The sequence below is a fragment of the Streptomyces sp. RerS4 genome (genome assembly GCF_023515955.1).
GTDB lineage: Bacteria > Actinomycetota > Actinomycetes > Streptomycetales > Streptomycetaceae > Streptomyces.
In genome coordinates, this window is the sequence record NZ_CP097322.1 from 4841773 (window position 1) to 4866889 (window position 25117).

Here is a 25117-nt window from a genome sequence, read left to right on the forward strand (position 1 = left end):
GCGGGGCGGACGGGAGCGCTCCGGGACGGCGTTACCGACGGTCCGGCCGCGATGTGGGCGGGCATATTGCCAAAGCCCGGCTCGATCTTTCAACCACCCGCCCACGACGGGCCCCTGACGCGGGATGTCCGAGTTGGTCGGCCACTCCTCCGTGATGTTCACTCCTTCGAGTGGCCGCGTGGGCGATGGGCGGCTCTCCTCCCAACACACTGCGAAGGTCTGAGGCGGTACGAGGGGGCAGGGGGCGTTTACTTGTTGACCGGCCGTTACCTCGGCCACACGAGTAGACGAGCACGAGCACACGTACAGGATTGCGAGCACCGGTGCAGAAGAAGCGGTCTCGGAAGAACGGCACCGCCAGCGCCGACGGACCCACCCGGGAGGGCAGACGCGTACGCGTCCGCAGCCGGCTGGTGGTCGGAGTGGCCGTCGCCGGACTCACCGTCCTCGCGGCAGGCACCCCCGCTGTCGTCTCCGCCACGAGGGAACTGAACGACTCCCAGCGCCTGGTCACCCTCGCGCAGCAGTCACAGCAGGCCCTCACCCTGGCCCACCTCCTCGGCGACGAGCGCGACGCCGTCGTCGAGTACGTGGCCAAGGGGCGGCCCGGCGGCGCCAAGGGCCCCGTCGACGAGCGCACCGGTCGGACCGACCGACAGATCGGCGAACTCAAGGCCGAAGCCGACGAGGACCTCACCCGCGCCCTCGGCAAGGTCGCCGCCGTCCGCGCCGAGGCCGTCGACGGCAAGGGCAGCGCCCTCGCCGCCCACCAGGCCTACGCGGGCCTCATGGACGAACTCCTCGCCCCCGGCGACCGGCTCGCCGAACTCACCCCGCCGCGCGCCGAGGCCGCCCTCGCCGTCACCCGCCCCCTGACCCCGCTCGGCCGGGCCGTCGAACAGGCCGCCGCCACCCGCGGCCTGCTGCTCGCCGCACTGGCCGTCCCGCGCGGCGAACAGCCCCCGAACGCGGCGATCGTCGACGAACTCACCACCGCCTCCCAGCGGGCCCGCGTCCGCGAGCAGGCCGCCCTCGACGACTTCGCGCGCGCCGCGCGCCCCGACGTACGGCAGACCCTCGCCGCCACCGTCACCGGCCCCGAGGTCAAGACCGCTGACGACTACCTCAAGCGGCTCACCGACCGGCCCGTCCTGACCCCCGCCGACCGCAAGGTCGACGCCGGCGCCGTCGGCACCGCCCTGACCGCGCGCGTCGACCGCATGCGGTCCGTCGAGTCCACCCTCGCCGGCCAGCGCGCGAACGCCCTCGCCACCCTGCGCGACGACGACGTCACCCGACTGGAACTCCTCGTCGCCGGGCTCGGCGTCCTCTTCCTCTTCGTCGTCGGCTTCTCCACCGCCGTCGCCCGCTCCCTCACCCGCCCGCTGTCGGTCCTGCGGCGCGGCGCCGAACGGCTGACCACCGCCGAGGGCTCCACCGAACCCGTCCGCTTCACCGGACGCAACGACGAGTTCGCCGAGGTCGTCCGCCACCTGAACGCGGTACGCGACCAGACGGTCGCCCTGCACACCCGCGTCGCCGGACTCGACGCCGACCGCCGCCGCCTCATCGGCCGCAACGAAGCCCTCTCCACCGGCCGCGAGGCCCTGGAGAGCGAACTCGCCTCCGGCCGCGCGGCCATGGAGCGCGAAATCGCCGAGCTGCGCGCGGGCCTCGAAGAGCACCGCCGCATCATGTCGACCACCTCCGTCTCCCTGTCCCTGCGCACCCTCGGCCTGGTCGAACGCCAGCTCGCGGTCATCGAGGACCTGGAGTCCAAGGAGGGCGACCCCGACCGGCTCGCCACCCTCTTCAAGCTGGACCACCTCGCGACGGTCATGCGCCGCCACAACGAGAACCTGCTCGTCCTCGCCGGACAGGAACACGGCCACGGCCAGAGCCTGCCCGTCCCGCTGGTCGACGTCATGCGGGCGGCCGTCAGCGAGATCGAGCGCTACGAGCGCGTCGACCTCGCGGCCCTCCCCTCGTTCACGCAGGTCGCCGGCCACGCCGCCGACGACATCTCGCACGTCCTCGCGGAACTGCTGGAGAACGCCACCACCTTCTCCCCGCCGGACGCCAAGGTGAAGGTCTCCGGCCGCGTCCTGGACTCCGGCGACGTGACGCTGTCCGTCGTGGACACCGGCATCGGCGTCACCGAGGACCGGCTCGCCTCGCTCAACGCCCGCCTGTCCACGCCCGACGCCTACGACGAGGAACCCGAAGCCGAACACGGCCTGGGACTCGGCCTGTACGTCGCCGGCCGGCTGGCCGCCCGCCACGGCGTCACCGCCGAGCTGCGCGCCGGCCGCCACGGCGGGACCGAGGCCCTGGTCGTGATCCCGGCCGCCCTGCTGCCGGCCACCCCGCCGGTCTCCCCGGTGCACAGCCTGGACGCCTCGGGCCTGCCCGCGTACCAGCTGCCCGGCGTGGTCGCCGAGGCCAACGAGAACACCCTCCCGCCGCGCCTGCGCCCGGAGCCGGCGGCCGCGACGGACACCGTGCCGGCGCCGCAGGCCGGTACCGCGCCCGACGCCGAGCCGGACGGCGCTCTCGACCTCGACGCCGATCTCGACGCCGACGCCGACGCCGACGCCGATCTCGACCTTGACGTCGACCTCGACATGGGCCTCGGCATGGACCTGGACTCCGTCCTGGCCAGGGGCGCGCAGGAGGACGCCGCGCGGGCGGCCGCCGCCGCCGACCTCGACGCCGAGACGCTGCCGCCCGCGGACCAGGTGTTCACCGCGCTCGCGCCCGAAGCGGAAGCCGAGGCCGAGCCCGAGGCCGCCGTCGAGCCGGAGCCCGCCGCCGAACCCACCGACGCCCCGGACGCACCCGAGGTCCCCGACGCGGCCGAGGAACTCCTCGCCCGCGTCGTACCCGACCCCGACGCGCCCGAGCCGACCCCCGAGCCCGTCGAGCCCCTCCAGGTGCCCGAGGAACAGGCCCGGGTGGTCCCGCTGGCCGAGGCCTTCGAGGCGGACGCGCCGACCCAGAGCGTCCCCGTCCCCCTCCCCGTCTCCGACGCCGAGCAGTCCGCCCACCGGCGGGCCGCCGACGCCGACGACGGTTTCGTCCCGCGTCAGGGCAGCCACCCCGGCCACGACGCGGAGGCCGTCACCGACAAGGGCCTGCCCAAGCGCACCCCGCGCGCCGGCAAGGCCCCCGTCGCCCGCCCCGCCGCGACCAGCCCCGAGCCGCCGCGCCGGGTGGACGCCGAGGAACTGCGCCGCCGGCTCGGTGGCTTCTACCAGGGCGCCCAGGACGGGCGGCGCGTCGTGGCCGCCGAACTCGCGCGGGAACAGGGGCAGGGGCAGACCGACCAGGGGGACACCGCACAGGAGGCACGCACATGACCGCGCCCAGTACGTACGGACTGAGCACCCAGGCCCGCAACCTGCAATGGCTGCTGACCGACCTGGTCGAGGAGGTGCCCGGCGTCAACTCCGTGGCCGTCGTGTCCTCGGACGGGCTACTGCTGCTCTCCTCCGAACCAGGAGCCGCGCAGCCGGCCGGCGAGAGCCGCCCCCGGGGCCCCCGCGGCGCCTCCGCGGACCTCGCCACCATCGTCTCCGGGCTCGGCAGCCTCACCACCGGCGCCGCCGCCCTCATGGAGTACGGCACCGTCAAGCAGACCATGGTCGCGATGGAGAACGGCTCCGTGTTCGTCATGGCCATCAGCGACGGCTCCCTGCTGGGCGTCCACGCCACGCCCGACTGCGACATGAGCGTCGTCGCCTATCACATGGCCCTGTTCGTCGGCCGCGCCGGCCACGTCCTGACCCCCGAAGTCCGCAGTGAGCTGCGCCAGTCGATGGAGAAGACCCCGTGAGGAGTACGGCCTCCGACCGGCTGCCGATACGCGGCGCCGACCGGCGCCCCGCCCGCGTCCGCCCGTACTCCCTGACGGGCGGTCGCACCCGCTTCCCGCAGGTGCTGCTGGTGGAGACGTTCGTCGCGACCCTGGACAGCGGCCCGGCCAAGACGCCCGACCGGATGCCCGAGATGCGCGCCATCGTCGAGGTGTGCCGCCGCATGCGCACCATCGCCGAGATATCCGCCCTGCTGAAGCTGCCGCTCGGTGTGGTCCGGGTCCTGGTCAGCGACCTCGCCGACCAGGGCCGGATCCGCGTCTACGGCGGCGGGCACGGCACCGGCCGTCCCGAGCGCGCACTGCTGGAAAGGGTGCTCAGTGGTCTTCGCCGTCTCTGAACCCGTCGCGGAGCCGGCCGTGCTCCCGGACGACGACCCCGTCCAGCCCTGGCAGTACGACCGCTCGCGCGCGCCCGTCGCCGTCAAGGTGCTCGTCGCCGGCGGCTTCGGCGTCGGCAAGACCACCTTCGTCTCCTCCGTCTCGGAGATCACCCCGCTGCGCACCGAAGCGGTGATGACCCAGGCGAGCGTCCCCACGGACGACCTGAGCGGGACCCCGGACAAGAGCACCACGACCGTGGCCATGGACTTCGGCCGCATCACCCTGGACGACGACCTCGTGCTGTACGTGTACGGGACGCCGGGCCAGGAGCGGTTCTGGTTCATGTGGGACGACCTCGTACGCGGCGCCATCGGCGGGCTCGTCCTGGCCGACACCCGCCGGTTGAGGGACTGCTTCCCCGCGCTGGACTACTTCGAGAGCTGCGGGCTCCCGTACGCGATCGCCGTCAACCACTTCGAGGGCTCCCGCTCCTACGACGTCGAGGACGTGCGCGAGGCGCTCACCATCCCGCCCGCCGTACCCGTCGTGATCATGGACGCGCGGCGCCGGGACACGGTCGTGGAGTCGCTGCTCACCCTGGTGGGCCACGCGCTGGACCAGACCCCCGAATAGCCGAAGCCGTCGCCGACCTCCCCGGCGCCGCCCAGATGGAGAACGTGAAATGCGCAGGATACTTGTCGTGGGGGCGGGCCAGTCCGGCCTTCAGCTGGCCCTCGGCCTCCAGGCGAAGGGCTACGAGGTCACCCTCATGTCCAACCGGACGGCGGACGAGATCCGCACCGGGCGGGTCATGTCCACGCAGTGCATGTTCGACACCGCGCTCCAGCACGAGCGCGACCTCCAACTGAACTTCTGGGAGCGGCAGGCCCCCCGCATCCAGGGCGTCGGCCTCTCCGTCGCCGCCCCCGACGCCTCCCGCGCGATCGACTGGCTCGGCCGGCTCAAGGGCTACGCCCAGTCCGTGGACCAGCGCGTCAAGATGGCCGGCTGGCTCGACGTCTTCACCCAGCGCGGCGGCCAACTCGTCGTCCACGGCGCCTCGGTCGCCGACCTCGACTACTTCTCCCGCACGTACGACCTCGTGCTCGTCGCCGCCGGCAAGGGCGAGCTGGTGTCCCTGTTCGACCGGGACGCGGCCCGCTCCCCGCACACCACCCCACAGCGCGCGCTGGCCGTCTCCTACGTGCACGGGCTCGGGCCGCGCCCCGAGCACCCGGACACCGAGGCCGTGCGCTGCAACGTGGTCCCGGGCGTCGGCGAACTGTTCGTCATGCCGACCCTCACCACGTCGGGGCGGGCGGACATCCTCTTCTGGGAGGGCGTCCCGGGCGGCCCGCTCGACGTGTTCACGGGCGTCAAGGACCCCGCCGAGCACCTGGCGCTGACGCTGGGGCTCATGGAGAAGTTCACCCCGTGGGAGTACGCGCGCGCCACGAAGGTGGAGCTGACGGACGCCGGCGGCACGCTCGCCGGCCGCTACGCGCCCGTCGTGCGCAAGCCGATCGGCCGACTGCCGGGCGGCGGCCTCGTCCTGGGCGTCGCCGACGTGGTCGTGACCAACGACCCGATCACCGGGCAGGGCTCGAACGCGGCGGCCAAGTGCGCGGCCTCGTACCTCTCCTCGATCCTCATGCACGGCGACAAGCCGTTCGACGAGGCGTGGATGAAGGCCACCTTCGACAAGTTCTGGTTCACGACCGGCAAGCCCGTCACCGACTGGACCAACGCGATGCTGGGCGCCCCGCCCGAGCACGTGCTGAACCTGTTCGGCGCGGCCGGGCGGCTCCAGCCGGTGGCGAATCGTTTCGCCAACGGCTTCGACAACCCGGCCGACTTCGACGCGTACTTCTACGACCCCGAGGACGCGGCGGACTACCTCGCGGAGGTGTCGGTGTCGGTGGCGTCCGCGGACTCGTCGGCAGCGTCCTCCTCGGCGTCCGGCGCCGCCTCGGCGGAGTAGCCGGCGTCGTCGCCCGCCGTCGCCGCCTGCGGCAGCGGCGGCGGGGTGAACTCCTTCAGCGGAGTCCCCTCCGGATCCGGCCGCACCGCCCCCAGCAGCGGATTCGCCGCGATGGGGGAGACCTTGACCCGCGCCCCCGGACGCGGAGCCTGGATCACCTTGCCGTCCCCGACGTACAGGGCCACGTGCGTGGCCTTAGGGAAGTACACCACCAGATCCCCGGGCCGCAGCTCCTCCAACGGCACCCGGGGCAGCCGCGCCCACTGCTCCTGACTGGTCCGCGGAATGGGCCGCCCCGCCTCCTCCCACGCCCGGGAGGTCAGCCCGGAACAGTCGAACGACGCCGGCCCCTCCGCGCCCCACGCGTACGGCTTGCCGATCTGCTCCGCCGCGTACCGCAACGCCGCCCCACCGGCCGCCGTCGGCGTCCCGGTCCGCGCCGGCAGCCGGCCCGAGGCCACCAGCTCCCGCTGCGCCCCCGCCGTCACCGCCCGCTCGCGCGCCCCGAGCCCCGCCAACTGCTCCGGGGTGAGCGCCGCGAGCAGCGCCTCGACCTCCTTGAGCCGCCCGGCCACCTCCACCTGCCGCCGCTTCCGCTCGGCGGCGAGCGCCCGCTGCGCGTCGAGGGCCTGACGGGCCCCGGCCGCGAGTACGCCGGCCCGCTGCTCACCCCGCTCCAGCCGCGCCACGACCCCGGCCCGCCGAGCCCCCTCACGGGCGGCCAGCCGCCGCTGGTCGACGGCCTGCTGGGGGTCGCCGGAGAGCAACATCCGCAGGTACGGCGAGAACCCCTGGGCACTCTGATACTGCTCGCGGGCCAACCGCCCGGCGGCCGCCTTCTCGGCACCGAGGGCGGAACGGGCCCGCCCGAGCTCGGCGGTGAGCCGCTGCTCCTCGCCCTGGCGGGCCTTGAGGGCGACCTCGGCGGCGTTGTAGGCCTCAGTGGCCTCCTCGGCCCGCTGGTAGAGCCCTTGCAGCCGGACCAACAACTGCCCGACGGGCAGCGCCCCGGCCGCGCCCGGCGGCCCGGCGGCGGGGGCGGGGGCGGGGGCGGGGTCGGTCGCGGGGATGGGGTCGGCCGCCGGGGCGGGGTCGGCCCGCACGGCGCCGGGGGGCCCGGCGGCGACGAGGAGCGTGACGAGACAGGCGACTCGCAATAGTCGTTTTGTCATGTAATCCCTCCGTGGTGCCCGATGCTTCCACGGAGACCGAGGCGATCGACCGACCCCGTGCGGCGGGGTGGGACCTGCCACCCGGATGGGGGTGGGGGCGACGGGGTGCCGGCGGGCGGGATCAGGAGAAAAGGCCTCGTGCGTGCGTTTGGGGGTGGCTACGGTGCTGATCATGACGACGGTGAAGATGCATGCCGACGAGGTCGACATGGACGAGGCGCTTGTCGGGCGGCTGATTGCCGCACAGTTCCCGCAGTGGGCGGATCTGCCCGTCGTGAAGGTGCGGTCGGCCGGTACGGACAACGCGATGTTTCGACTCGGGTCGGAGCTGGCCGTGCGTTTGCCGCGCATTCCTGACTCCGTGGGGCAAGTGGCCAAGGAGAACCGGTGGTTGCCCCACCTCGCTCCCCATCTGCCGTTGCCCGTTCCGGTGCCGTTGGGGGAGGGTGTTCCCGGGGAGGGCTTCGCGTTTCCGTGGTCCGTTTACGGCTGGCTGGACGGCGAGAACCTCTTTGACGAGCCGCCGGCCGATCTGCGCGATGCCGCCGTCCGGCTCGGTGACTTCGTCAGCGCCCTGAGGCGGATCGACACCACCGGCGGTCCTCGGTCCTTCCGGGGCGGGCCCGTCGCGACACGTGATGACGGCGTCCGGGCCGCCATCCGCGATCTGGGCGCCGACGGAACACTGGACGCAGACGCGGCCACCGCGTTGTGGGAGGAGACCCTTCGGCTCCCGCAGTGGCAGGACGCACCCGTCTGGCTCCACGGTGATCTCCTGCCGGGCAACCTGCTGGCCCAAGACGGCCGGCTCGCCGCCGTCATCGACTTCGGGGGCGTGGGCATCGGCGACCCCGCCTGCGACATGATGGCCGCCTGGACCCTCCTCACGCCTGAGACCCGCCCCCTGTTCCGCGAAGCGGCCGCCGTGGACGACGCCACGTGGGCCCGAGGCCGTGGCTGGGCCCTCGCCTTCGGCCTCACCGCCGAGCACTACTACCGCCAGACCAACCCGACCCTGGCCGCCGTAGCCCACCGAACCGTCTCCCAGGCCCTTTCCGACCGAGCCCAACCCATTTAGCCCCGCCCGGATGCGCCAGGGTGCTCCCCAGTGCGATCTGATCGTCCTAACGGGCGGGCAGCGACCCAAGACGGTCGTCATTCGCCGAGAAGAGGGGAGCGCGTAGCGATCCGGTGCGCTGGGGGCTCCCGAAGGGGGCCATGAGGTGCCCGGATGCCCGGGAAGGCTGACGGCCCCGACCCCTCGCTCATCGCTGACGGGGCCGGTCCTGGTCGGGAAATCCCCATACCCTCCCTGATCCCGCCCGCCGGCACCCCGCCCCCTACCCCCGCCCCAGCAGCAGGGCCTTGGCCGTCGTGAACTCCTCCGGGGTGAGCAGCCCCTCCCGGGCCAGGTCGGCCAGCTGCGTCAGTTCCGCCACCAGCTGCCCCGACCCCGCCGCCTTTGCGCCCCCCGCCCCCACACCCTCCGCCCCCGCAGCCCCGCCCGGCTCCGCCCCCGCCTCCGGCGGAGCCTCCTCCCAGGGCTCCGGCTCCGCGCCCGGGTCCTCGTACCGGGCCGCCTCCACCAACGCCTCCACCTCCTCCTCCGCCAAGACCTCCGCAGCTCCCTCTCCCGCCGCCTCCCCCCACTCCGCAGCCCCCGCCCCCGCCCCCGCCGCGCGCCTCAGCATCCCCCGCAGCAGCGGGTGCCCCGGGGCGCGGGGCGTCGCCGTGACCTTCGTGCCCACCGGCCGAATGAACATCAGGCCACCTCCACCCGGTCCGCCGGGATCCGGACCGAGCCCACGATCCGCCCGCCGGCCGCCCGTACGGCCAGTGCCGCGTCCTGTGCCCACACGTGCTCGACCAGCAACAACAGCGCGCAGCTGCCCCGCTCCAGCAGTTCCGCCGCCTCCCGCACGTCCTCCGGGCCGATCAGCCGCGCGACGTCGCGTCCGACGAGGATGCCCCGTAGCTCCACGAACTCGTCGAACTCCGCCGCCAGGACCTCCCCGGCCGCCGTCTTCGTCGCGACGAGCCCGTCGATCAGGCGCACCACCCCCGTCTTCCGCAGCCCCATGACGGCCTCGACCGCCGGGACCCGCAGCTGCTCCTCCGGGAAGGCGAGGACGATGAACTCCACAGGTCCCATACGGCGCGGCTCCCTACTCCTGACCGTTTCTGACGACTCTTCGGCACACTATGACATAACCGGACATACCTGCCCCACCCTTGCTACGTTTCCCCCATGACCGCTCTGACGGCGAAGGTGACGGAGCCCGCTCCGCTCCCGCCCCCCGACGCCGACGCCCCCAAGCGTCGCGGCGTCGAGCTGACCCTCCTCGCCGGCGCGGTCCTGATCTCGGTCCTGGGCCACTCCTACGTAGCCCTCACAGGCGGCCCCACCCCGAGCCCCACCCCCACCCCCCTCACCTCAACCCCCCACTACGCCGCAGCCCTCTCCCTCACCGCCCTCCTGGCCCACCTCGCCGTCCGCCTCCGGGCCCCCTACGCCGACCCGCTCCTCCTCCCCATCGCCGTCCTGCTCAACGGGCTCGGGCTCGTCCTCATCCAGCGCCTCGACCTCGCCACCCCCGGCGAGGCCGGCGCCGGCACGCAGCTGCGCTGGTCCGCGCTCGGGGTGGCGCTGTTCGTGCTCGTCGTGGTCGTGCTGCGCGACCACCGCGTCCTCCAGCGGTACGCGTACCTGTCCGTCACCGCGGCCCTCGCCCTGATGCTGGTCCCCGTCTTCTTCCCGGCGGTCAACGGCGCCCACATCTGGATCCGGTTCGCGGGCCTGTCCTTCCAGCCGGGGGAGTTCGCGAAGATCCTGCTCGCGGTGTTCTTCGCCGCCTACCTCGCCGCGAACCGCACCGCCCTCGCCCTCACCGGCCGCCGCCTGTTCTGGAGGCTGCGCCTGCTGCCCGGCCGGGTCCTCGGCCCGATCCTCGCGATCTGGCTGCTCAGCGTCGGGTTGCTGGTCCTGGAGCGGGACCTCGGCACCTCGCTCCTCTTCTTCGGCCTCTTCGTGATCATGCTGTTCACGGCCACCGGTCGGATCGGCTGGATCGCCATCGGCCTGCTGCTCGCCGCCTTCGGCGCCTACGCCGTCGGCACCTTCGAGCCGCACGTGCACAGCCGGGTCGACGACTGGCTGAATCCTTTCGCCTCCATCGAGCGCGGCGAGGGCCCCGGCCAGCTCGCCCAGTCCCTCTTCGCCTTCGCCGCCGGCGGCCTGCTCGGCGCCGGCCTCGGCCACGGTCAGTCGTTCCTCATCGGCTTCGCCGCCAAATCGGACTTCGTCCTCGCCACTGCCGGCGAGGAGCTCGGCCTCGTCGGCCTCACCGCGATCCTGCTGCTCTACGGGCTGCTCGTCTCCCGGGGTTTCCGCGCCGGCCTCGCGCTGCGCGACCCCTTCGGGCGCCTCCTCGCCACCGGACTCGCCTCGATCGTCGCGCTCCAGGTGTTCGTGATCGCGGGCGGCGTGACCGGTCTGATCCCGCTCACCGGCATGGCCATGCCCTTCCTGGCCCAGGGCGGCTCGTCCGTCGTCACCAACTGGATCATCGTCGCCCTGCTGGTCCGGCTCAGCGACAGCGCCCGCAGACCCCGGCCCCCGGCGGAGGGGGCCGCGTGATCCGCTACATCCGCTGGTGCGCGTACTTCTGCGCCCTGCTGCTGCTCGCCCTGCTCGTCAACGTGGCCCGCGTGCAGGTCTGGGAGGCCGCCGCCTACGGGGCGAATCCGGCCAACAAGCGCCCCGTCATCGCGCGGTACGCCGAACCGCGCGGGGACATCCTGGTCGACGGCAAACCCGTCACGGGCTCCCGCGACAGCGGACAACTCCTGCGTTACGAACGGACGTACGCCGACGGCCCCCTCTACGCGCCCGTCACCGGCTTCTCCTCCCAGACGTACGGCACCAGCTTCGTCGAGCGCGCCGAGGACGCGATCCTGGCGGGCACCGACCCGGGGCTGTCGGCGTTCCCGCTCTGGTACGAGCTCTCGCGCGGCCGCCCCGGCGGCGGCGACGCGGCCACCACCATCCGGGCCGCCCTCCAGACGGCCGCGTACCGGGGCCTCGGTGGCAAACGCGGGGCGGTGGCCGCGCTGGAGCCGGCGACGGGCCGGATCCTGGCGCTGGTCAGCAGCCCCTCGTACGATCCGGGCCTGCTGTCGGGCACGGGCACGCGGGTCAAGGCGGCCTGGGAGCGGCTGAACGCCGACCCGACCCGGCCGATGCTGAACCGGGCGCTGCGCGAGACGTACCCGCCGGGTTCCACGTTCAAGATCGTGACGGCCGCCGCCGCCCTCGACGCGGGCGTGGTCACCGACGCCGACGCCCCCACCCAGACTCCCGACCCGTACCCGCTGCCCGGCACGGACACCCTGCTGCCGAACGCCGGCACCGGCTGCGAGGACGCCTCGATGGCTGAGGCCGTGCGGTGGTCCTGCAACACGGTGATGGCGAAGATCGGGGTGCGGGTCGGGCTGCGGCGCATGGTGGCGGCGGCCGAGCGCTTCGGCTTCAACGACGGCGGGCTGCGCGTGCCGTCGTGGGTCTCGCGCTCCGACTTCGACACGGACATGAGCCTGGACCAGCTGGCCCTGTCCTCGATCGGGCAGTTCAACACGAAGGCGACGCCGCTCCAGATGGCGATGGTGGCGGCGGCCGTCGCTAACGGCGGCGAGGTGCGGACCCCCTACCTGGTGGACCGCACGACGCAGGAGGACGGCTCCCCGGTCCGGCGCGCCGATCAGCGCACGCTGAGCCGCGCGATGAGTCCGTCGACGGCGCTGCGGATGCAGGAGCTGATGGTGAGCGTGGTCGAGGACGGCACCGGGCGCAACGCGGCGATCCCCGGCGCGGTCGTCGGCGGCAAGACGGGCACCGCGCAGCACGGGGTGGGCAACGCCGGTACCCCGTACGCCTGGTTCATCTCCTGGGCGAGGGCCGAGGACGCGCCGCAGGCGGCGGTGGCGGTCGCGGTGGTGGTCGAGGACGCGGTGGCCGACCGGCGGGGCATCAGCGGCAACAGCGCGGCGGCGCCGATCGCCCGCGCGGTCATGGAGGCGGCACTGTCGGCCCGGCCTCGGCGGCGCTGAAGGGCCGCTGTCACCGATACACCCGAAGCCGCGTGACCTCGTAGGACATCTCCGTCACCCCCGGTCCGGGCGCGGGGTGGTAACGCCCGGCCGACACCGACAGGTTGACGATGAGGTACGCGCGCCAGCCGCGGCCCACGCCGCGCCGGTCGGAGAAGACGCGGGTGCCGTTGACCCACCACACGACGGAGCTACGGCCGAACTCGACCTTCAGGTCGACCCAGGCGCCGGGCGCGACCTGCGGATCGCGGTGGTAGAGGTGTGCCTCGCGGACGTGGTTGGACAGTTCCAGCAGGTCGGGGTTGTCGGGGTGGTACTCGAAGACGTCGACCTCCTGGTCGCCGTCGCGCCAGGTCCAGATCGCCGGCCAGGCCCCGACCTCCTCCGGGAGGCGGATCCGGGCCTCCAGCACGTCGCCGGTGCGCACCGTGAACCCCTCGTCGCTGCCCTCGGTGGTGAGCAGTCCGGTGTCCCAGTTCCCGTCGGGGCGCGGGGTGGCGCGGAAGGTGCCGCCGCGGCTGTAGGCGGGGTCGGCGGTGAGGTGGTCGAGCTTGTTGTCCCCCGGATTGACGGGCCCCCCGTCGGGATACGCCCAGGACCGCCCGGCCACCCACTGCGCGGCCGACCCGAAGTCGGCCTCGAACACCACCTCCCGCCGCCCCCCGACCAACGACCCCACCCACCGCACCCACCCGAAAGCGCCCGTAGCCATACCCCTTGGTGTGCCCCCCACCCCCGCACGCCACGCGCCTGTTCTCACTCAGAGTAATCACACTATTCCCGTGCCGCGGATCCCGCCGACCCGCCCGCGCCCTCCTGGATGGTGGCCTCCACCTCCGCCACGCGGGCGCGTTCCTCGGCCGCGAAGCGTTCGCGGTCGAGGGATTCGGCGATCTCCTCGTCCTGGGTCATCAGGAGGTCGAGGTTGGAGTCGCCCATGTCGAAGACGCCCATGTCCAGGTACGCCTTCTGGAGGCGGTCGCCCCACAGGCCGATGTCCTTCACGCACGGCACGATCCGGCTGAAGAGGAGCTTGCGGAACAGCCGCAGGAATTCGGACCGTTCGCTGAACTCCTCGGCCTCCTTCCTCGGGACGCCGAAGTTCTCCAGCACCTCCACCCCGCGCAGCCGGTCGCGCATCAGGTGGCAGCCCTCGATCACGAACTCCTCGCGCTCGCGCAGTTCGGCGTCCGTCAGTTGCCGGTAGTAGTCGCGCAGGGCCATGCGTCCGAAGGCCACGTGGCGGGCCTCGTCCTGCATCACGTAGGCGAGGATCTGCTTCGGCAGCGGCTTGTCCGTGGTGTCGCGGATCATGCCGAACGCCGCCAGCGCCAGCCCCTCGATGAGCACCTGCATGCCCAGGTACGGCATGTCCCAGCGGGAGTCGCGCAGGGTGTCGCCGAGGAGTTCCCGGAGGTGGTCGTTGGCCGGGTAGAGCATCCCGACCTTCTCGTGCAGGAAGCGGCCGAAGATCTCCGCGTGGCGGGCCTCGTCCATGGTCTGGGTGGCCGAGTAGAACTTCGCGTCGAGGTCGGGCACCGACTCCACGATGCGCGCCGCGCACACCATCGCGCCCTGCTCGCCGTGCAGGAACTGGCTGAAGTTCCAGGCGCTGTAGTGGCGTCGCAGGTCGCCCTTGTCCTTCTCGGTCATCTTGGCCCAGTACCGCGTCCCGTACAGGGTGAGGACCTCGTCGGGGGTGCCCAGCGGGTCGTACGGGTCGACCTCGATGTCCCAGTCGATGCGTTTGGCGCCGTCCCACTGCTTGTCCTTGCCCTTCTGGTACAGGGCGAGGAGCCGTTCGCGGCCGCCGTCGTACTCCCAGCTGAAGCGGGCCGAACCGGAGGCGGGGATCCGCCAGACGTCCTCGCCCGGGGCCTTGGTGTAGAGCTCGTGCGTCGACACTGACGCCTCCTGGTCTCACGTACTTCCGTACAGGACTGGACGGTTGGCAGCGTCACACGTTGCTAGACGTGGGGTCAACAAGTCGCGCGCGGGGGATTGACGGCCTTGCTGACGAGCAGTCTCATAAGAGGTGACCGCCGGTAACCCGGAGGTGCCCAGAGCCGAGCCATCCACACGCGAGGTGCCCGAAGCCATGACGACAGTGACGCAGCGACCCGCGCTCAGGGACGCCCTCGGTCTCCTCAAGGACCGCGAACAGGTCGCCGAGCGCCTGCTCGAATCCTCGGCCAAGCACTCCTTCGACCCGGACACGGAACTCGACTGGGACACCCCGCCGGTCGAGGGCAAGTACTACTGGCCGCCCGAGCTGATCTCCCTCTACGACACCCCGATGTGGAAGCGGATGGGCGAGGAGCAGCGCGTCGAACTCTCCCGCCACGAAGCCGCCGCCCTCGGCTCGCTCGGCATCTGGTTCGAGATCATCCTCATGCAGCTCCTCGTCCGCCACATCTACGACAAGTCCCCGACCAGCAACCACGTCCGCTACGCCCTCACCGAGATCGCCGACGAATGCCGGCACTCGATGATGTTCGCCCGCATGATCCGCCACCACGGAGCCCCCGAGTACCCCGTCTCCCGCGTCCACCACAACCTCGGCCGCGTCCTCAAGACGGTCTCCACCACCCCCGGCTCCTTCGCCTGCACCCTCCTCGGCGAGGAGGTCCTCGACTGGATGCAGCGCCTGACCTTCCCCGACGAGCGCGTCCAGCCCCTGGTGCGCGGCGTCACCCGCATCCACGTCATCGAAGAGGCCCGCCACGTCCGCTACGCCCGCGAGGAACTGCGCCGCCAGATGCTCACCGCCCCGCGCTGGGAACGGGAGCTGACCCGCGTCAGCTGCGGCGAGGCCGCCCGCGTCTTCTCCCGCGCCTTCGTCAACCCGGCCGTCTACGAGAACGTCGGCCTCGACCGGCGCGAGGCCGTCGCCCAGGTCAGGGCCAGCGGCCACCGCCGCGAGGTGATGCAGACCGGCGCCAAGCGGCTCACCGACTTCCTCGACGACATCGGCGTGCTCAGCGGAGTCGGCCGTCGACTCTGGCAGATGTCCGGCCTCCTCGCGTAGCGGTCTCGTCTACGCTGCACACATGACCGTACGGGCCTACCGCAGACTGGGCGTCGAGGAGCGGCGGGCCCAACTCCTCGACGCCGCCCTGGCGCTGTTCGCCCAGCGGGCACCCGAAGAGGTCTCCCTCGACGACGTCGCGGAGGCCGCCGGGGTGTCCAGGCCGCTGGTCTACCGGTACTTCCCCGGCGGCAAACAGCAGCTCTACGAGGCGGCCCTGCGCTCGGCGGCCGACCTGCTCGAACTGTGCTTCGCCGAACCCCAGTCCGGCCCCCTCACCCGCCGACTGTCGCGCGCCCTGGACCGCTACCTGGCCTTCGTGGACGAACACGACGCCGGCTTCGCCGCCCTCCTCCACGGCGGCAGCGTCGTCGAGACCTCCCGCACCACCGCGACGGTGGACGGCATCCGCCGCGCCGCCGCCCACCAGATCCTCGTCCACCTCGGCGTGCCCGCCCCCGGCCCGCGCCTGCGCATGATGGTCCGCACCTGGATCACGGCCGTCGAGGCGGCCTCGCTGATCTGGATCGACGAGGGCAAACAGCCCGAGGTCGACTCCCTGCGCGACTGGCTCGTCGACCAGTTCATCGCCCTCCTCACGGCCACCGCCGCCACCGACCCGCAGACGGCCGCCGCCGCGCGGGCGGCGCTCGCGCTGGAACCGGCGGACGGCCCGGTCGGCGTCCTCGCCCGGCGTGTCGTCCCCGTGGTCTCCGAGGCCGCGCACCTGCTGTGACGCGCGCCGGGTGGCACGGGTGACACTGGTGGGGTGAGAAGCGAACCGACCCCCTTCGAAGGGGGCCCGATGGACGGCAGGGTCCTCCCCGTCCTCGTCGGCCCGACCGGCCACCCGCCGAAGTGGTACGAGATCCCCGTCCCGGCCCCGGACGGCGGCCCCCCGACGGTCCTGCTCTACGAGCGCGTCCCGGCCGGCTACACGAAGCGGCTGCACCTCCAGAAGGGCTGGAAGTACGCCTTCTCCCCAACGGGTGAGAAGCCCCGCCCGCGCTGGCCCTGGACGAAGCCCCCGAAGCCCCCGAAGCCCCCGACCCCCTGAGCCGTCCGAGTCGGGAGCCGTTAGGACCCTTGAGCCGTCCGAACCCCTGAGCCCCCGGAGCCGGGGCCCCGGGACCAGGGCCGCCCGGGTCAGCCGTCCGTACGCCCCCGCCGCAGCATCGCGAAGCCCAGCCCGGCGGCGCCGACGGCCGCGATGCCGCCGCCCGCCGCGAGCAGCAGCATGCCGTCGCCCGGCCCGTCGGCGAGGGTGTTCAGCCGCAGCGCGTCGGCGGTCCCGATCGGGCCGCGCTCCTCGGCCGGCGTGACGTGTCCGCCGCCGCGCGTCCCCGTCTTGTGTCCGTCCCCGGCCACCAGGTGCGAACCGCCCTCGGGGCGGGTGCCGTCGACCCACGAGGACAGCCGGCCGTCGGGCCGCAGCGCCGCGTGCAGCTCACCGGTGTTCCCGAAGCCGGTGAACCCGTCCCGGCTGGTCAGCGTCGCCACGGTGGCACCGGCGCGCACGATGTCGGCCTGGTACGCGTCCTTCGCGACCCGGTACACCTTCGCCGTCGACCGGCCGTCGGCCAGCGCGACGCTCTTGACGAGCGTGCGCCGCGCACCCGGCGCGGAAGCGGCCGGCGCCCCCTCGGCGAACGCGGCGGCGGCGGGCAGTGCCAGCAGACCGGCGGCGCAGGCGGTCACGGCGACGGCGCGAACGGTGGTGCGGCGGCTGACGGTGTTCACGGGCTTCCTTCGACGCGGGCAGGAGGACCGGCAGTGGGGCCGGAGGGCAAGTGGGTCCAGAGGGCACCAACGTAGGCGGCGGCCGTTGCGATATGGCGCTGGCCTTGTAACAGCAATGCCGCAGCGACCCGACGGAGTCGTTACACAACAGGGGGATTGCCGCCGGCGGCGCCGCCTGCTCCCATGGAGGGCGGGGGTGAGGGCGATGCGCGCACTCAAGGTGCTTCCGAGCGGTCGGCCCGGCCGGGGCATGCTGTACGTGAACGGGCCCGACGGGCGGGCGGTCGCCTGGTACGACCGTCGGACCAACCGGATCAGCGTACTGTCCGACGATCAACGCGACGCCGTACTGGCCGCCCTACGCCCGTACTTGACCGGTGGCTGGACCGTGGGCCCGCCCCCCGTCCCCACCGCCGCCGAGCTGCGCCGCCTGGCCCTGCCACCCGACGAGGACCTGGCCCCGAACCGGCCGGGGGAGATCCTGATCGGCGAGCTCGCCTACGGAACCCCGGGCAGCCGGGCCCGCCACCGGCTCCGCCAGGACCTCCACGCCCGGCAACGGGTGGGCGCGGAGCTCGACGCCCTCGAAGCCGCCGACTGGCGGGCCCTGCACGACGTCCCGCTCCCCGGACTCGGGCTCCTGGACCACCTGCTCGTCGGCCCGTCCGGGGTGCTCGCCGTCCGCACCGTCCCGGGCCGCCGTCAGCGGGCCCGGATCGGGGACCTGCTGCTCACGGTGGGCCGCTCCGAACCCCGCCCCGACCCGCGCTGGATCCGCCGCGCGGCGGCCTGCGCCGCCCGGCTGTTGACGGCGCCGGTGACCCCGGTCCTGGCCCTGGCCGACGCCTCCCGCGTGGAGGTGGCCCCGACCGTCCGGGACATCCTGGTCCTCCAACCCCCGACGGCCGCGAGCACGCTCAGGGGGATACCCCAGTGCCTCAAACCCCCGGATGTGGAAGCCCTGTTCGGCCTGGCCCGCAGCCTCCCGACCTGGACCTGAGGCGGCCGTCGGGCCGTCGTATCAGGCCGAACTGCGCTTTCTGGGCGCCGCCTTCTTCGCCGCCGTCTTCTTCGCGGAGGCCGAAGTGGACTTCGACGCGCCGGACTTGGAGATCGTGGACTTCGACGCGGTGGACTTCGTCGTGGACTTGGCGGCCGTGGACTTCGAAGCGGAAGCGGTCGACTTGGACGCCGTCGACTTGGCCGTCGACTTCCTCGCCGAAGCCGAAGAGGCCGTCTTCTTCGCGCTCGAAGCCGTCGACTTCTTCCCGCCCACCGCCTTCGGCGACGCGGCCGCCGTCTTCTTCACCCCCCGCCGGATCGGCGTCACCTCGGCCTCGGGCCCCTCCTCGCCCGTCTTCTCGCCCGTCTCCTCGGCCTCGCCCCGCGAGGCCTTCGCCGCCCGTACGCTGCTCTCCAGCGCCGCCATCAGGTCGATGACCTTCCCGCCCGCCGGCTCCACCACGGCCTCCGTCGGCTCGAACGCGCCGCTCGCCTTCGCCTCCAGCATCGACTCCACGGCCTCGCGGTAGTCGTCGTGCAACGAGGCCATCTCCACCTCGCCCAGCGTCGCCATCAGCGCGTCCGCCAGGTCGAGTTCGGCCTCCCGCACCGACACCGACGCCTCCGGCGCCACCCCCTCCGGCTCCCGGATCTCGTCCGGCCACAGCAGTCCGTGCATCGCGATCACATCGTCGACGACCCGCAGCATCCCCAGCCGCTCCCGCCCCCGCAGCGCGAACTTGGCGATCGCCACCTTCCGGCTGCGCTTGAGCGCCTCCCGCAACAGCGTGTACGGCTTGGCCGCCGTGGCCCCGTTCGCCGCGAGGTAGTACGCGGCGTCCATCTGGAGGGGATCGATCTCGTCGGCCGGGACGAAGGACACGATCTCGATCGTCTTCGTCGTCGGAATGGGCAGCTGCGCCAGGTCCTCGTCCGTGATCGGGATGATCGACCCGTCCGCCTCCTCGTACCCCTTGCCGATCTCGGAGCCGGACACCTCCTCCCCGTCCAGCTCGCAGACCTTGCGGTACCGGACGCGGCCGCCGTCGGTCACATGGATCTGACGGAAGGAGATCGAATGACTCTCGGTGGCGTTGACGAGCTTGATCGGAATGCTGACCAAGCCGAAGGAGATCGCCCCGTTCCAAATGGATCGCACGGTTCCTCCTGATTCGTGGCAATCTCATCGTATGACGCCGATCACCATGGTGGAGGGGCGTCGGATCGCGCTCAGCAACCTGGACAAGGTCCTGTACCAGCGGACCGGCTTCACCAAGGGCGAGGTCCTGCACTACTACGCCACCATCGCGGACCACCTCCTCGCGCACGTCCGGGACCGGCCGGTCTCCTTCCTGCGCTATCCGGACGGCCCCGACGGGCAGCTGTTCTTCACCAAGAACCCGCCGCCCGGTACCCCCGAATGGGTGAGGACGGCCCCCGTGCCCCGCTCCGATGACCCCCGCGCCGAACAGGTCGTCGTCGACGACCTGCCGAGCCTGATGTGGGCCGCCAACCTCGTAGTGGAGTTCCACACCCCCCAGTGGCGCGCCGGCGCCCCCGCCATCGCCGACCGCATCGTCTTCGACCTCGACCCCGGCCCGCCCGCCGGCGTCGTCGAGTGCTGCGCCATCGCCCTGTGGCTGCGCGAGCGGCTCGCCGCCGACGGACTGGAGGCCTACGCCAAAACCTCCGGCTCCAAGGGGCTCCACCTGGCCGTGGCGGTCGAGCCGACCCCCTCCGAGCAGGTGTCGGCGTACGCCAAGGGCTTGGCCCAGGAGGCCGAACGGGCGCTGCCCGAGCTGACCACCCACCGGATGGCCAAGGACCTGCGCCCCGGCAAGGTGTTCGTCGACCACAGCCAGAACGCCGCCGCCAAGACCACCGCGGCCCCCTACACCCTGCGGGCCCGCGCCCTGCCGACCGTCTCCGCGCCCGTCTCGTGGGAGGAGGTCACCGCCTGCCGTACCCCCTCCGACCTGCTGTTCCTCGCCGACGACATCCCGCCGCGGCTCGCCGCCGACGGGGACCTGTTCGCCCCGCTGACCGACCCGGACCGGGCGGGGAGGCTGCCGTGACCACGGACCCGCCGATCCGCGTCGCCCTCGCCGTCGCCGTACGGAGCCTGCCGCAGGGGGCGGGTCTGGCGTACGAGCCCAAGTTCGACGGCCACCGCCTCGTGGTCGTGCGTACGGCCACCGGTGTCGTGCTCCAGGCCCGCTCCGGGCGCGACGTCACCGCGGCCTTCCCCGACCTGGTGGCCGCCGCCCTCCTGCTGCCCGCCGGGACGGTGCTCGACGGCGAGGTGGTGGTCTGGAGCGCCGGCCGCACGGACTTCGCGCTGGTCCAGCGGCGGGCCGCGGCGCCGACGGCGGCCCGCGCGGCGGTGCTCGCGCAGAGCCTGCCGGCCTCGTACGCGGCGTTCGACGTGCTGGAACTGGCCGGGGTCGACGTGCGCGGGCGCCCGTACGAGCGTCGCCGCGCGCTCCTCGTCGACCTGCTGCTGCCGCTCGGCCCGCCGCTCCAGCCCGTCCCGATGACCACCGACGTCGAACTGGCCGAGACCTGGTACGAGACCCTGCCCGCCAGCGGCATCGAGGGGCTGGTGGTGAAACGGCTGGACGAGGCCTACCCGGCCGGCCGGCGCGCCTGGCGCAAGCTGCGCCACACCGACGTCCGCGACGCGGCGGTGGTCGGCTACACCGGGACGCCGCGCCGCCCGTCGGCGCTCGTCCTGGTGCCGGCCGGGGCGGAGGACGAGACCCCGCTGGTGTCGAGCCCGCTGTCGGCGGGGCTGCGGGCCGAGCTGGCGGCGGCGCTGGCAGCCAGTGGGAAGGCGGGTCGCGCCCCTGTGTCGATCGCGACGGCGATCGGCGTCGGGGACGTGCCGTACCACCCGCTGGACCCGCCCCTGGCCGCCGAGATCCGACACACCTCGACCCGCCACCCGCCGCCGGAGGTACTCCGGCTCCGGACGGACCTGACAGACCTCTGACCCGCGCGGGAGGCGCGGGTCAGAGGCTGTGGCGGATCAGGCGGCTGAGGTCAGGCGTGGGCGCCGCGCCCCGCGTCCGGGGGAGCGCCGGGCTGGGGGTGCGGTCCGGGCCCCTCGGGCTGCTCGTAGCCCGATTCGCGCTCGGCGCGCGCCTCCTCGGGGTGGCTGTGGGGGCGGGACCCGAAGTTCCCGTAGCCCTGCATCTCGTGCGGACGTAGACCGCCCTCCGGGATCTCGACGTCCTCGCGCTCCTCGCGCACCTCGTGCACCGCGCCGCCGTTCGGCAGGTGCGGCTGGCTCTCGGGGGTGGGCGGCGGCGGCTCCTTCGCCCGCACGCGCTGGCCCAGCTTGAACCCCCCGAGGAGGAACCCGGCCACGATGATTCCGACCACCAGGAACCACGCGATGTCGGTCAGGATCCTGTCCAGCGCGATGTAGGTCAGGGTCGTGTTCATACACCCCATTTTCCCGCACTTAGCCCCAATATGCGCCACCCAACCCCCGCCAACCGGCCCAACCCCCCACCCCCCAGCCGCCCACCCCGCCGCCCCACTTCACCACCGGCGGCACACCTACCCCGCCGCCGGCCCGCCCGGCCCCCCACCGCACCCGGTCCACCGGCCACACCTGATCGGCTGGACGCCCAGCCGCCGCCCCGCCCGCGCCCCCGACCGCATCCGGTCGCCGGCCGCCCCGTCGCCGGTCCGCCTGGTCCGCCGGCCCATTCGGGGCACCAGCTCTGCCCGGCCCCAGGGCATACCCGGGCGCCGGCCGTGCTCGATCCGTAGGCCCGCCCGGCCCGCCCGGTCCTCCGCCCGCACCTGATCCGCCGGCCGCCCCGCCGGGTCCGCCGATCGCATCCGGTCCGCCGCCGCCCCCGCCGGTCTGCCTGATCCGCTGGCCCATGCGGGCCGCCGGGCACGCCGGGGCACGGCCCGACGCCGCCCGCTTCCGATCCGTTGGCCCGCCCCACGCGCCCGGTCCCCGAACCGCATCCGGTCCGCCGCCACCCGCTGCCGCCCCGCCGCCCACTCGGCCGCCAGCTCTGCCCGGCCCCCGGGCATGGCCCGGCGCGGCCCGCATCCGATCCGCAGGCCGCCCGGCCCGCCGGGCCTGCGGCCCCCGGTCCGGGCAGGCCCGGCGCGCCAACGCGCTCACCCGGCTATACGCGCCAGCGACCGCACCCACGTCGTCCGGCGCGGCACGGATGGCACGGGCGCGCCTGCCAGGACCCGTCCCCCTCCCCGCCCTACCGCAGGGGACCGTTCGAATCCCGCAGCAGGCCCGCGCCCTCCTTGCCGCCCAGCACGCCGAGGATCTCCGCGCAGATGGCGAGCGCGGTCTCCGGAGGGGTCTTCGCCCCCAGGTCCAGCCCGATCGGCCCGTGTACCCGGGCCAGCTCCGAGCCCGTCACCCCGGCCGCCACGAGCCCCTCGGTGCGCCGCGCGGTGGTCCGCCGCGAGCCGAGCGCACCCACGTACGGAACCCCGAGCGCGAGCGCCAACCGCAGGGTCGGCACGTCGAAGTCCTCCTGGTGGCTCAGCATCACCAGGCAGGCGGCGTCCCGGTGCGCGCCGAGCACCTTCTCGGCGTCGACGGCGTTGTCCACCGTCACCGCCTCCCACCCCAACAGCTCCGCCTGCCGCTCGATCACCTCGGCCAACTCACCGCCGCCCCCGATGACCACGTACGGCGCCGACGGGTACGCCTCCACCAGCACCAACCCCGAGCCCCCGTACAACGCGTCCCGGCCCGGCCGCCGCGTCCCCAGCAGTTCCCCGGCCCGCCGCGCGGCGTCATCGGCCGCCGGCTCCCCGGCCCGTACGACCTCGCTCTCGGCGGTGTCCGCGCCCTCCCCGAGCCGCGTCACGAGCGCCACCCCGGCCCCGGCGCCGAGCAACTCCCACCACTCGGCCGGAATCGCCGCCAGCGGCTGCAGCAGCACCTCGGCCTGCCCACCGCAGGTGAGCCGCGCGTCCTCGGCCTCGGCCCGCCCCACGGACACCTCGCACACCCGCGCCGTACGGCCGCCGCCCTCCATGGCCCCGGCCTCGGCGACGAGTTCGGCGTCGAACACCCCGCGGTACAGGGCCCCGAAACACTCCCCACCCGCGTCCACGAGCACCGCCCCGGCAGGATCCCGCGGCCCGAACCCGGACTCGGTCACGGGCCGCGCCAGGAACGCCACCCGCCCCTCGGCCACCCACCGCCGTGCCGTCTCCGCCAGCTCACGCATCGTCGTAGCCCCATCCTGTACGCGCTGTCTCCCCGCAAAGTGCCTGGTCAACGGCACAAAGCGGCCCACCCACCACCCTACGCACGCCCCCACCCCCCACCCACCCCCCAATCCCACAGACCCCACCCCACCCCCCTCGTACAGACCACCGGAACACCGATCACCCGACGTGACGAAATCCCTCCCGAATCTCACCGTCCGTACAGGCAACAGGAAACCTCCGGGATGCCGCCCGCAGCCCGGTATCGCATGCCACACTCGCCTCTGAATCGATCTCCAAGGGCGCCATATCTCTCGGGAGTTGCCTTCGATGAACACCTGGTCGGCCGTGGGGCCCGAACTGCGTCGATTACGCCATCAGGCCGGATACACGCTCACTGAATTGAGCCTGGCGGTGAACTACTCCAAGGGATATCTGAGCAAAGTGGAGCGGGGGAAGGTGAAGCCGTCGCCGGATCTCGTTCGCCGCGTCGACACCTTTCTCCGCGCCAAAGGAGCATTGCGCAGACTGGTCGAACCATCCCCTCGGAACCGAACCGCGGCCGTCCGGGCGAACGACGATGCCGGGCCAGTGGACCGCCGCTGGGAACTCGATCCGGCCGAGCTGCTCGCCGTCGGCGTCGACACCCTGATCGGCACGGTCCTCAAAAGACCCGGCCACGCGACATCCTCCGGCGGGACCGCTCTCCTCGACGCCCTCACCACGCAACTCGAACAGTCGCGCGCCCTCGGTCAGTGCTGCGATCCCGCCACCCTGCTCCCCGTACTGGAGGCCCAGACGCGCTCCGTCGTGGCGCTGCTGTCCACGGGCGCCCCGCGCGACCGCCTTCCGCTCCTGGTCCTCGCCTCGCGGTTCGCGGAGTTCGCGGGCTGGATGGCTCAGGAGGCGGGCATGGTCCGGGCGGCGCTGTCCTGGACCGCCGACGCCGTGCTGCTGGCCCAGGCCGGAGAAGATCCGCACCTGGCCTCGTACGCCCTGGTCCGCAGGGCGCTGGTCACCCTGTACGACGGCGACTCCTCCGGCACGATCGGGCTCGCCGCGCAGGCCCAGACCGACGGGCGACTGCCCCCGAGGATCCGGGGGTTGGCCGCGCAGCGCGAGGCCCAGGGCCACGCCCTCGCCGGCGACGAACTCGCCTGTATGCGCGCCCTGGAACGGGCCCGCCGGAGCCTGGCCGCAGCCGAGGGGGACGCCGGGCCCGGCCCCGTGATCGGCACCACGAACCTCGCTGATCCCGCCGCCATGGTCACCGGCTGGTGCCTGTACGACCTCGGCAGTCCGCGCGAGGCGGCCCAGGTCCTCGACCGGGAATGCCACCGCATTCCCGAGAACGCTCTCAGGACGCGTACGAGATACGGATTCCGGCGGGCGCTCGCGCATGCCGCGGCGGGGGAAGTCGAACATTCCTGCGCCATTGCCCAGGGCCTGCTCGACATGAGTGTGGCCACCCCGTCCGCGACGGTTCGCTCCGACATCCGACGTCTGTCCGACGAACTCGGTCGCTATCGCGTCAACCGCGCCGTCCGCGAATTGCAACCCGCCTTGGCCTGGGCTCTCAAACCGGCCCTCATCTGAACTTCTCCACCCTTCACACCCGCCCAAGCCGGCCCGCGCCCATAAGCGTGCCGTCTTCATGAGCGTCGTCCTTACGCGTGCTTTCC

The 25117-nt window shown here is 73.2% G+C and carries 24 protein-coding genes; 15 read left to right on the plus strand and 9 right to left on the minus strand.

Translation table 11 applies throughout. The features are described from left to right. Positions 1–323 precede the first annotated feature (323 nt). From M4D82_RS22605 to M4D82_RS22625, 5 genes are read left to right on the plus strand one after another with little or no spacing between them, the layout of a single operon-like run. Positions 324–3359, plus strand: a complete 3036-nt coding sequence (locus tag M4D82_RS22605) for a sensor histidine kinase (protein WP_249767778.1) — start codon at positions 324–326, stop codon at positions 3357–3359. Further along, positions 3356–3835 (plus strand): roadblock/LC7 domain-containing protein, encoded by a 480-nt coding sequence (locus M4D82_RS22610; RefSeq protein ID WP_249767779.1) that lies wholly within the window; start codon positions 3356–3358, stop codon positions 3833–3835. The genes M4D82_RS22605 and M4D82_RS22610 overlap by 4 nt, the downstream gene beginning before the upstream one ends. Then, a complete protein-coding gene (locus M4D82_RS22615) occupies positions 3832–4215 on the plus strand; it encodes a DUF742 domain-containing protein (protein ID WP_249767780.1) in 384 nt (127 codons plus the stop codon). The genes M4D82_RS22610 and M4D82_RS22615 overlap by 4 nt, the downstream gene beginning before the upstream one ends. Before the next feature lie 19 nt (positions 4216–4234). Then, on the plus strand, positions 4235–4831 hold the full coding sequence (locus tag M4D82_RS22620) for a GTP-binding protein (RefSeq protein WP_249767781.1): 597 nt from the start codon (positions 4235–4237) through the stop codon (positions 4829–4831). A gap of 49 nt (positions 4832–4880) precedes the next feature. Further along, positions 4881–6179: a styrene monooxygenase/indole monooxygenase family protein gene (locus M4D82_RS22625; protein ID WP_249767782.1), complete on the plus strand. Its 1299-nt coding sequence runs from the start codon at positions 4881–4883 to the stop codon at positions 6177–6179. On the opposite strand, the gene M4D82_RS22630 is transcribed toward M4D82_RS22625, so the two are convergent. After that, positions 6092–7351: a C40 family peptidase gene (locus M4D82_RS22630; protein WP_249767783.1), complete on the minus strand. Its 1260-nt coding sequence runs from the start codon at positions 7349–7351 to the stop codon at positions 6092–6094. The genes M4D82_RS22625 and M4D82_RS22630 overlap by 88 nt on opposite strands. Before the next feature lie 172 nt (positions 7352–7523). Between M4D82_RS22630 and M4D82_RS22635 the strand changes: the two genes are divergently transcribed. Then, positions 7524–8429, plus strand: coding sequence for an aminoglycoside phosphotransferase family protein (locus M4D82_RS22635; protein WP_249767784.1), 906 nt, complete (start codon positions 7524–7526; stop codon positions 8427–8429). A gap of 262 nt (positions 8430–8691) precedes the next feature. Here M4D82_RS22635 and M4D82_RS22640 read toward each other — a convergent pair whose 3' ends face one another. Beyond that, complete coding sequence (locus tag M4D82_RS22640; protein ID WP_249767785.1) at positions 8692–9114, minus strand: hypothetical protein; 423 nt, start codon at positions 9112–9114, stop codon at positions 8692–8694. Further along, positions 9114–9503: a DUF6325 family protein gene (locus M4D82_RS22645; protein ID WP_249767786.1), complete on the minus strand. Its 390-nt coding sequence runs from the start codon at positions 9501–9503 to the stop codon at positions 9114–9116. Before M4D82_RS22645 ends, M4D82_RS22640 begins: the two co-directional genes overlap by 1 nt. 96 nt (positions 9504–9599) lie before the next feature. Here M4D82_RS22645 and M4D82_RS22650 point away from each other — a divergent pair, with 96 nt between their 5' ends. Continuing rightward, positions 9600–10988, plus strand: a complete 1389-nt coding sequence (locus M4D82_RS22650) for an FtsW/RodA/SpoVE family cell cycle protein (protein ID WP_249767787.1) — start codon at positions 9600–9602, stop codon at positions 10986–10988. Next, entirely contained in the window at positions 10985–12457 is a 1473-nt protein-coding gene (locus M4D82_RS22655) for a penicillin-binding transpeptidase domain-containing protein (RefSeq protein WP_249767788.1), read from the plus strand. The genes M4D82_RS22650 and M4D82_RS22655 overlap by 4 nt, the downstream gene beginning before the upstream one ends. A gap of 10 nt (positions 12458–12467) precedes the next feature. Here M4D82_RS22655 and M4D82_RS22660 read toward each other — a convergent pair whose 3' ends face one another. Both M4D82_RS22660 and M4D82_RS22665 read right to left on the minus strand, forming a co-directional pair. Beyond that, the gene (locus M4D82_RS22660) at positions 12468–13169 is read right to left on the minus strand and encodes a LamG domain-containing protein (protein ID WP_249767789.1); all 702 of its coding nucleotides are present in this window, start codon (positions 13167–13169) and stop codon (positions 12468–12470) included. Between the two features lie 62 nt (positions 13170–13231). Further along, positions 13232–14362 carry a ferritin-like domain-containing protein gene (locus M4D82_RS22665; protein WP_249767790.1) on the minus strand — a complete coding sequence of 377 codons (1131 nt, stop codon included), beginning with the start codon at positions 14360–14362 and terminating at the stop codon, positions 13232–13234. A 193-nt stretch (positions 14363–14555) separates the two neighbouring features. Here M4D82_RS22665 and M4D82_RS22670 point away from each other — a divergent pair, with 193 nt between their 5' ends. Genes M4D82_RS22670 through M4D82_RS22680 form a run of 3 tightly spaced genes read left to right on the plus strand, consistent with a single transcriptional unit; the run spans position 14556 to position 16542 of the window. Further along, a complete protein-coding gene (locus tag M4D82_RS22670; protein ID WP_249767791.1) occupies positions 14556–15485 on the plus strand; it encodes an AurF N-oxygenase family protein in 930 nt (309 codons plus the stop codon). A gap of 22 nt (positions 15486–15507) precedes the next feature. Beyond that, positions 15508–16221: a TetR/AcrR family transcriptional regulator gene (locus M4D82_RS22675; protein ID WP_249767792.1), complete on the plus strand. Its 714-nt coding sequence runs from the start codon at positions 15508–15510 to the stop codon at positions 16219–16221. A gap of 33 nt (positions 16222–16254) precedes the next feature. Continuing rightward, entirely contained in the window at positions 16255–16542 is a 288-nt protein-coding gene (locus tag M4D82_RS22680) for a DUF8847 domain-containing protein (RefSeq protein WP_249767793.1), read from the plus strand. Between the two features lie 89 nt (positions 16543–16631). On the opposite strand, the gene M4D82_RS22685 is transcribed toward M4D82_RS22680, so the two are convergent. After that, positions 16632–17225, minus strand: coding sequence for a hypothetical protein (locus M4D82_RS22685; protein WP_249767794.1), 594 nt, complete (start codon positions 17223–17225; stop codon positions 16632–16634). Between the two features lie 205 nt (positions 17226–17430). Between M4D82_RS22685 and M4D82_RS22690 the strand changes: the two genes are divergently transcribed. Then, positions 17431–18225, plus strand: coding sequence for a nuclease-related domain-containing protein (locus M4D82_RS22690; RefSeq protein WP_249767795.1), 795 nt, complete (start codon positions 17431–17433; stop codon positions 18223–18225). 21 nt (positions 18226–18246) lie between these two features. On the opposite strand, the gene ku is transcribed toward M4D82_RS22690, so the two are convergent. After that, positions 18247–19386 carry a non-homologous end joining protein Ku gene (gene ku, locus M4D82_RS22695; RefSeq protein WP_249767796.1) on the minus strand — a complete coding sequence of 380 codons (1140 nt, stop codon included), beginning with the start codon at positions 19384–19386 and terminating at the stop codon, positions 18247–18249. A gap of 31 nt (positions 19387–19417) precedes the next feature. Here ku and ligD point away from each other — a divergent pair, with 31 nt between their 5' ends. Both ligD and M4D82_RS22705 read left to right on the plus strand, forming a co-directional pair. Beyond that, complete coding sequence (ligD, locus tag M4D82_RS22700) at positions 19418–20302, plus strand: non-homologous end-joining DNA ligase (RefSeq protein ID WP_249767797.1); 885 nt, start codon at positions 19418–19420, stop codon at positions 20300–20302. Next, complete coding sequence (locus M4D82_RS22705; protein ID WP_249767798.1) at positions 20299–21219, plus strand: ATP-dependent DNA ligase; 921 nt, start codon at positions 20299–20301, stop codon at positions 21217–21219. The genes ligD and M4D82_RS22705 overlap by 4 nt, the downstream gene beginning before the upstream one ends. 50 nt (positions 21220–21269) lie before the next feature. Here M4D82_RS22705 and M4D82_RS22710 read toward each other — a convergent pair whose 3' ends face one another. Further along, positions 21270–21674 (minus strand): DUF6479 family protein, encoded by a 405-nt coding sequence (locus tag M4D82_RS22710; protein WP_249767799.1) that lies wholly within the window; start codon positions 21672–21674, stop codon positions 21270–21272. Positions 21675–22468: 794 nt separating this feature from the next. Continuing rightward, positions 22469–23455, minus strand: coding sequence for an XdhC family protein (locus tag M4D82_RS22715; RefSeq protein ID WP_249767800.1), 987 nt, complete (start codon positions 23453–23455; stop codon positions 22469–22471). Between the two features lie 310 nt (positions 23456–23765). Here M4D82_RS22715 and M4D82_RS22720 point away from each other — a divergent pair, with 310 nt between their 5' ends. Continuing rightward, the gene (locus tag M4D82_RS22720; RefSeq protein WP_249767801.1) at positions 23766–25031 is read left to right on the plus strand and encodes a helix-turn-helix domain-containing protein; all 1266 of its coding nucleotides are present in this window, start codon (positions 23766–23768) and stop codon (positions 25029–25031) included. Positions 25032–25117 lie beyond the last annotated feature (86 nt).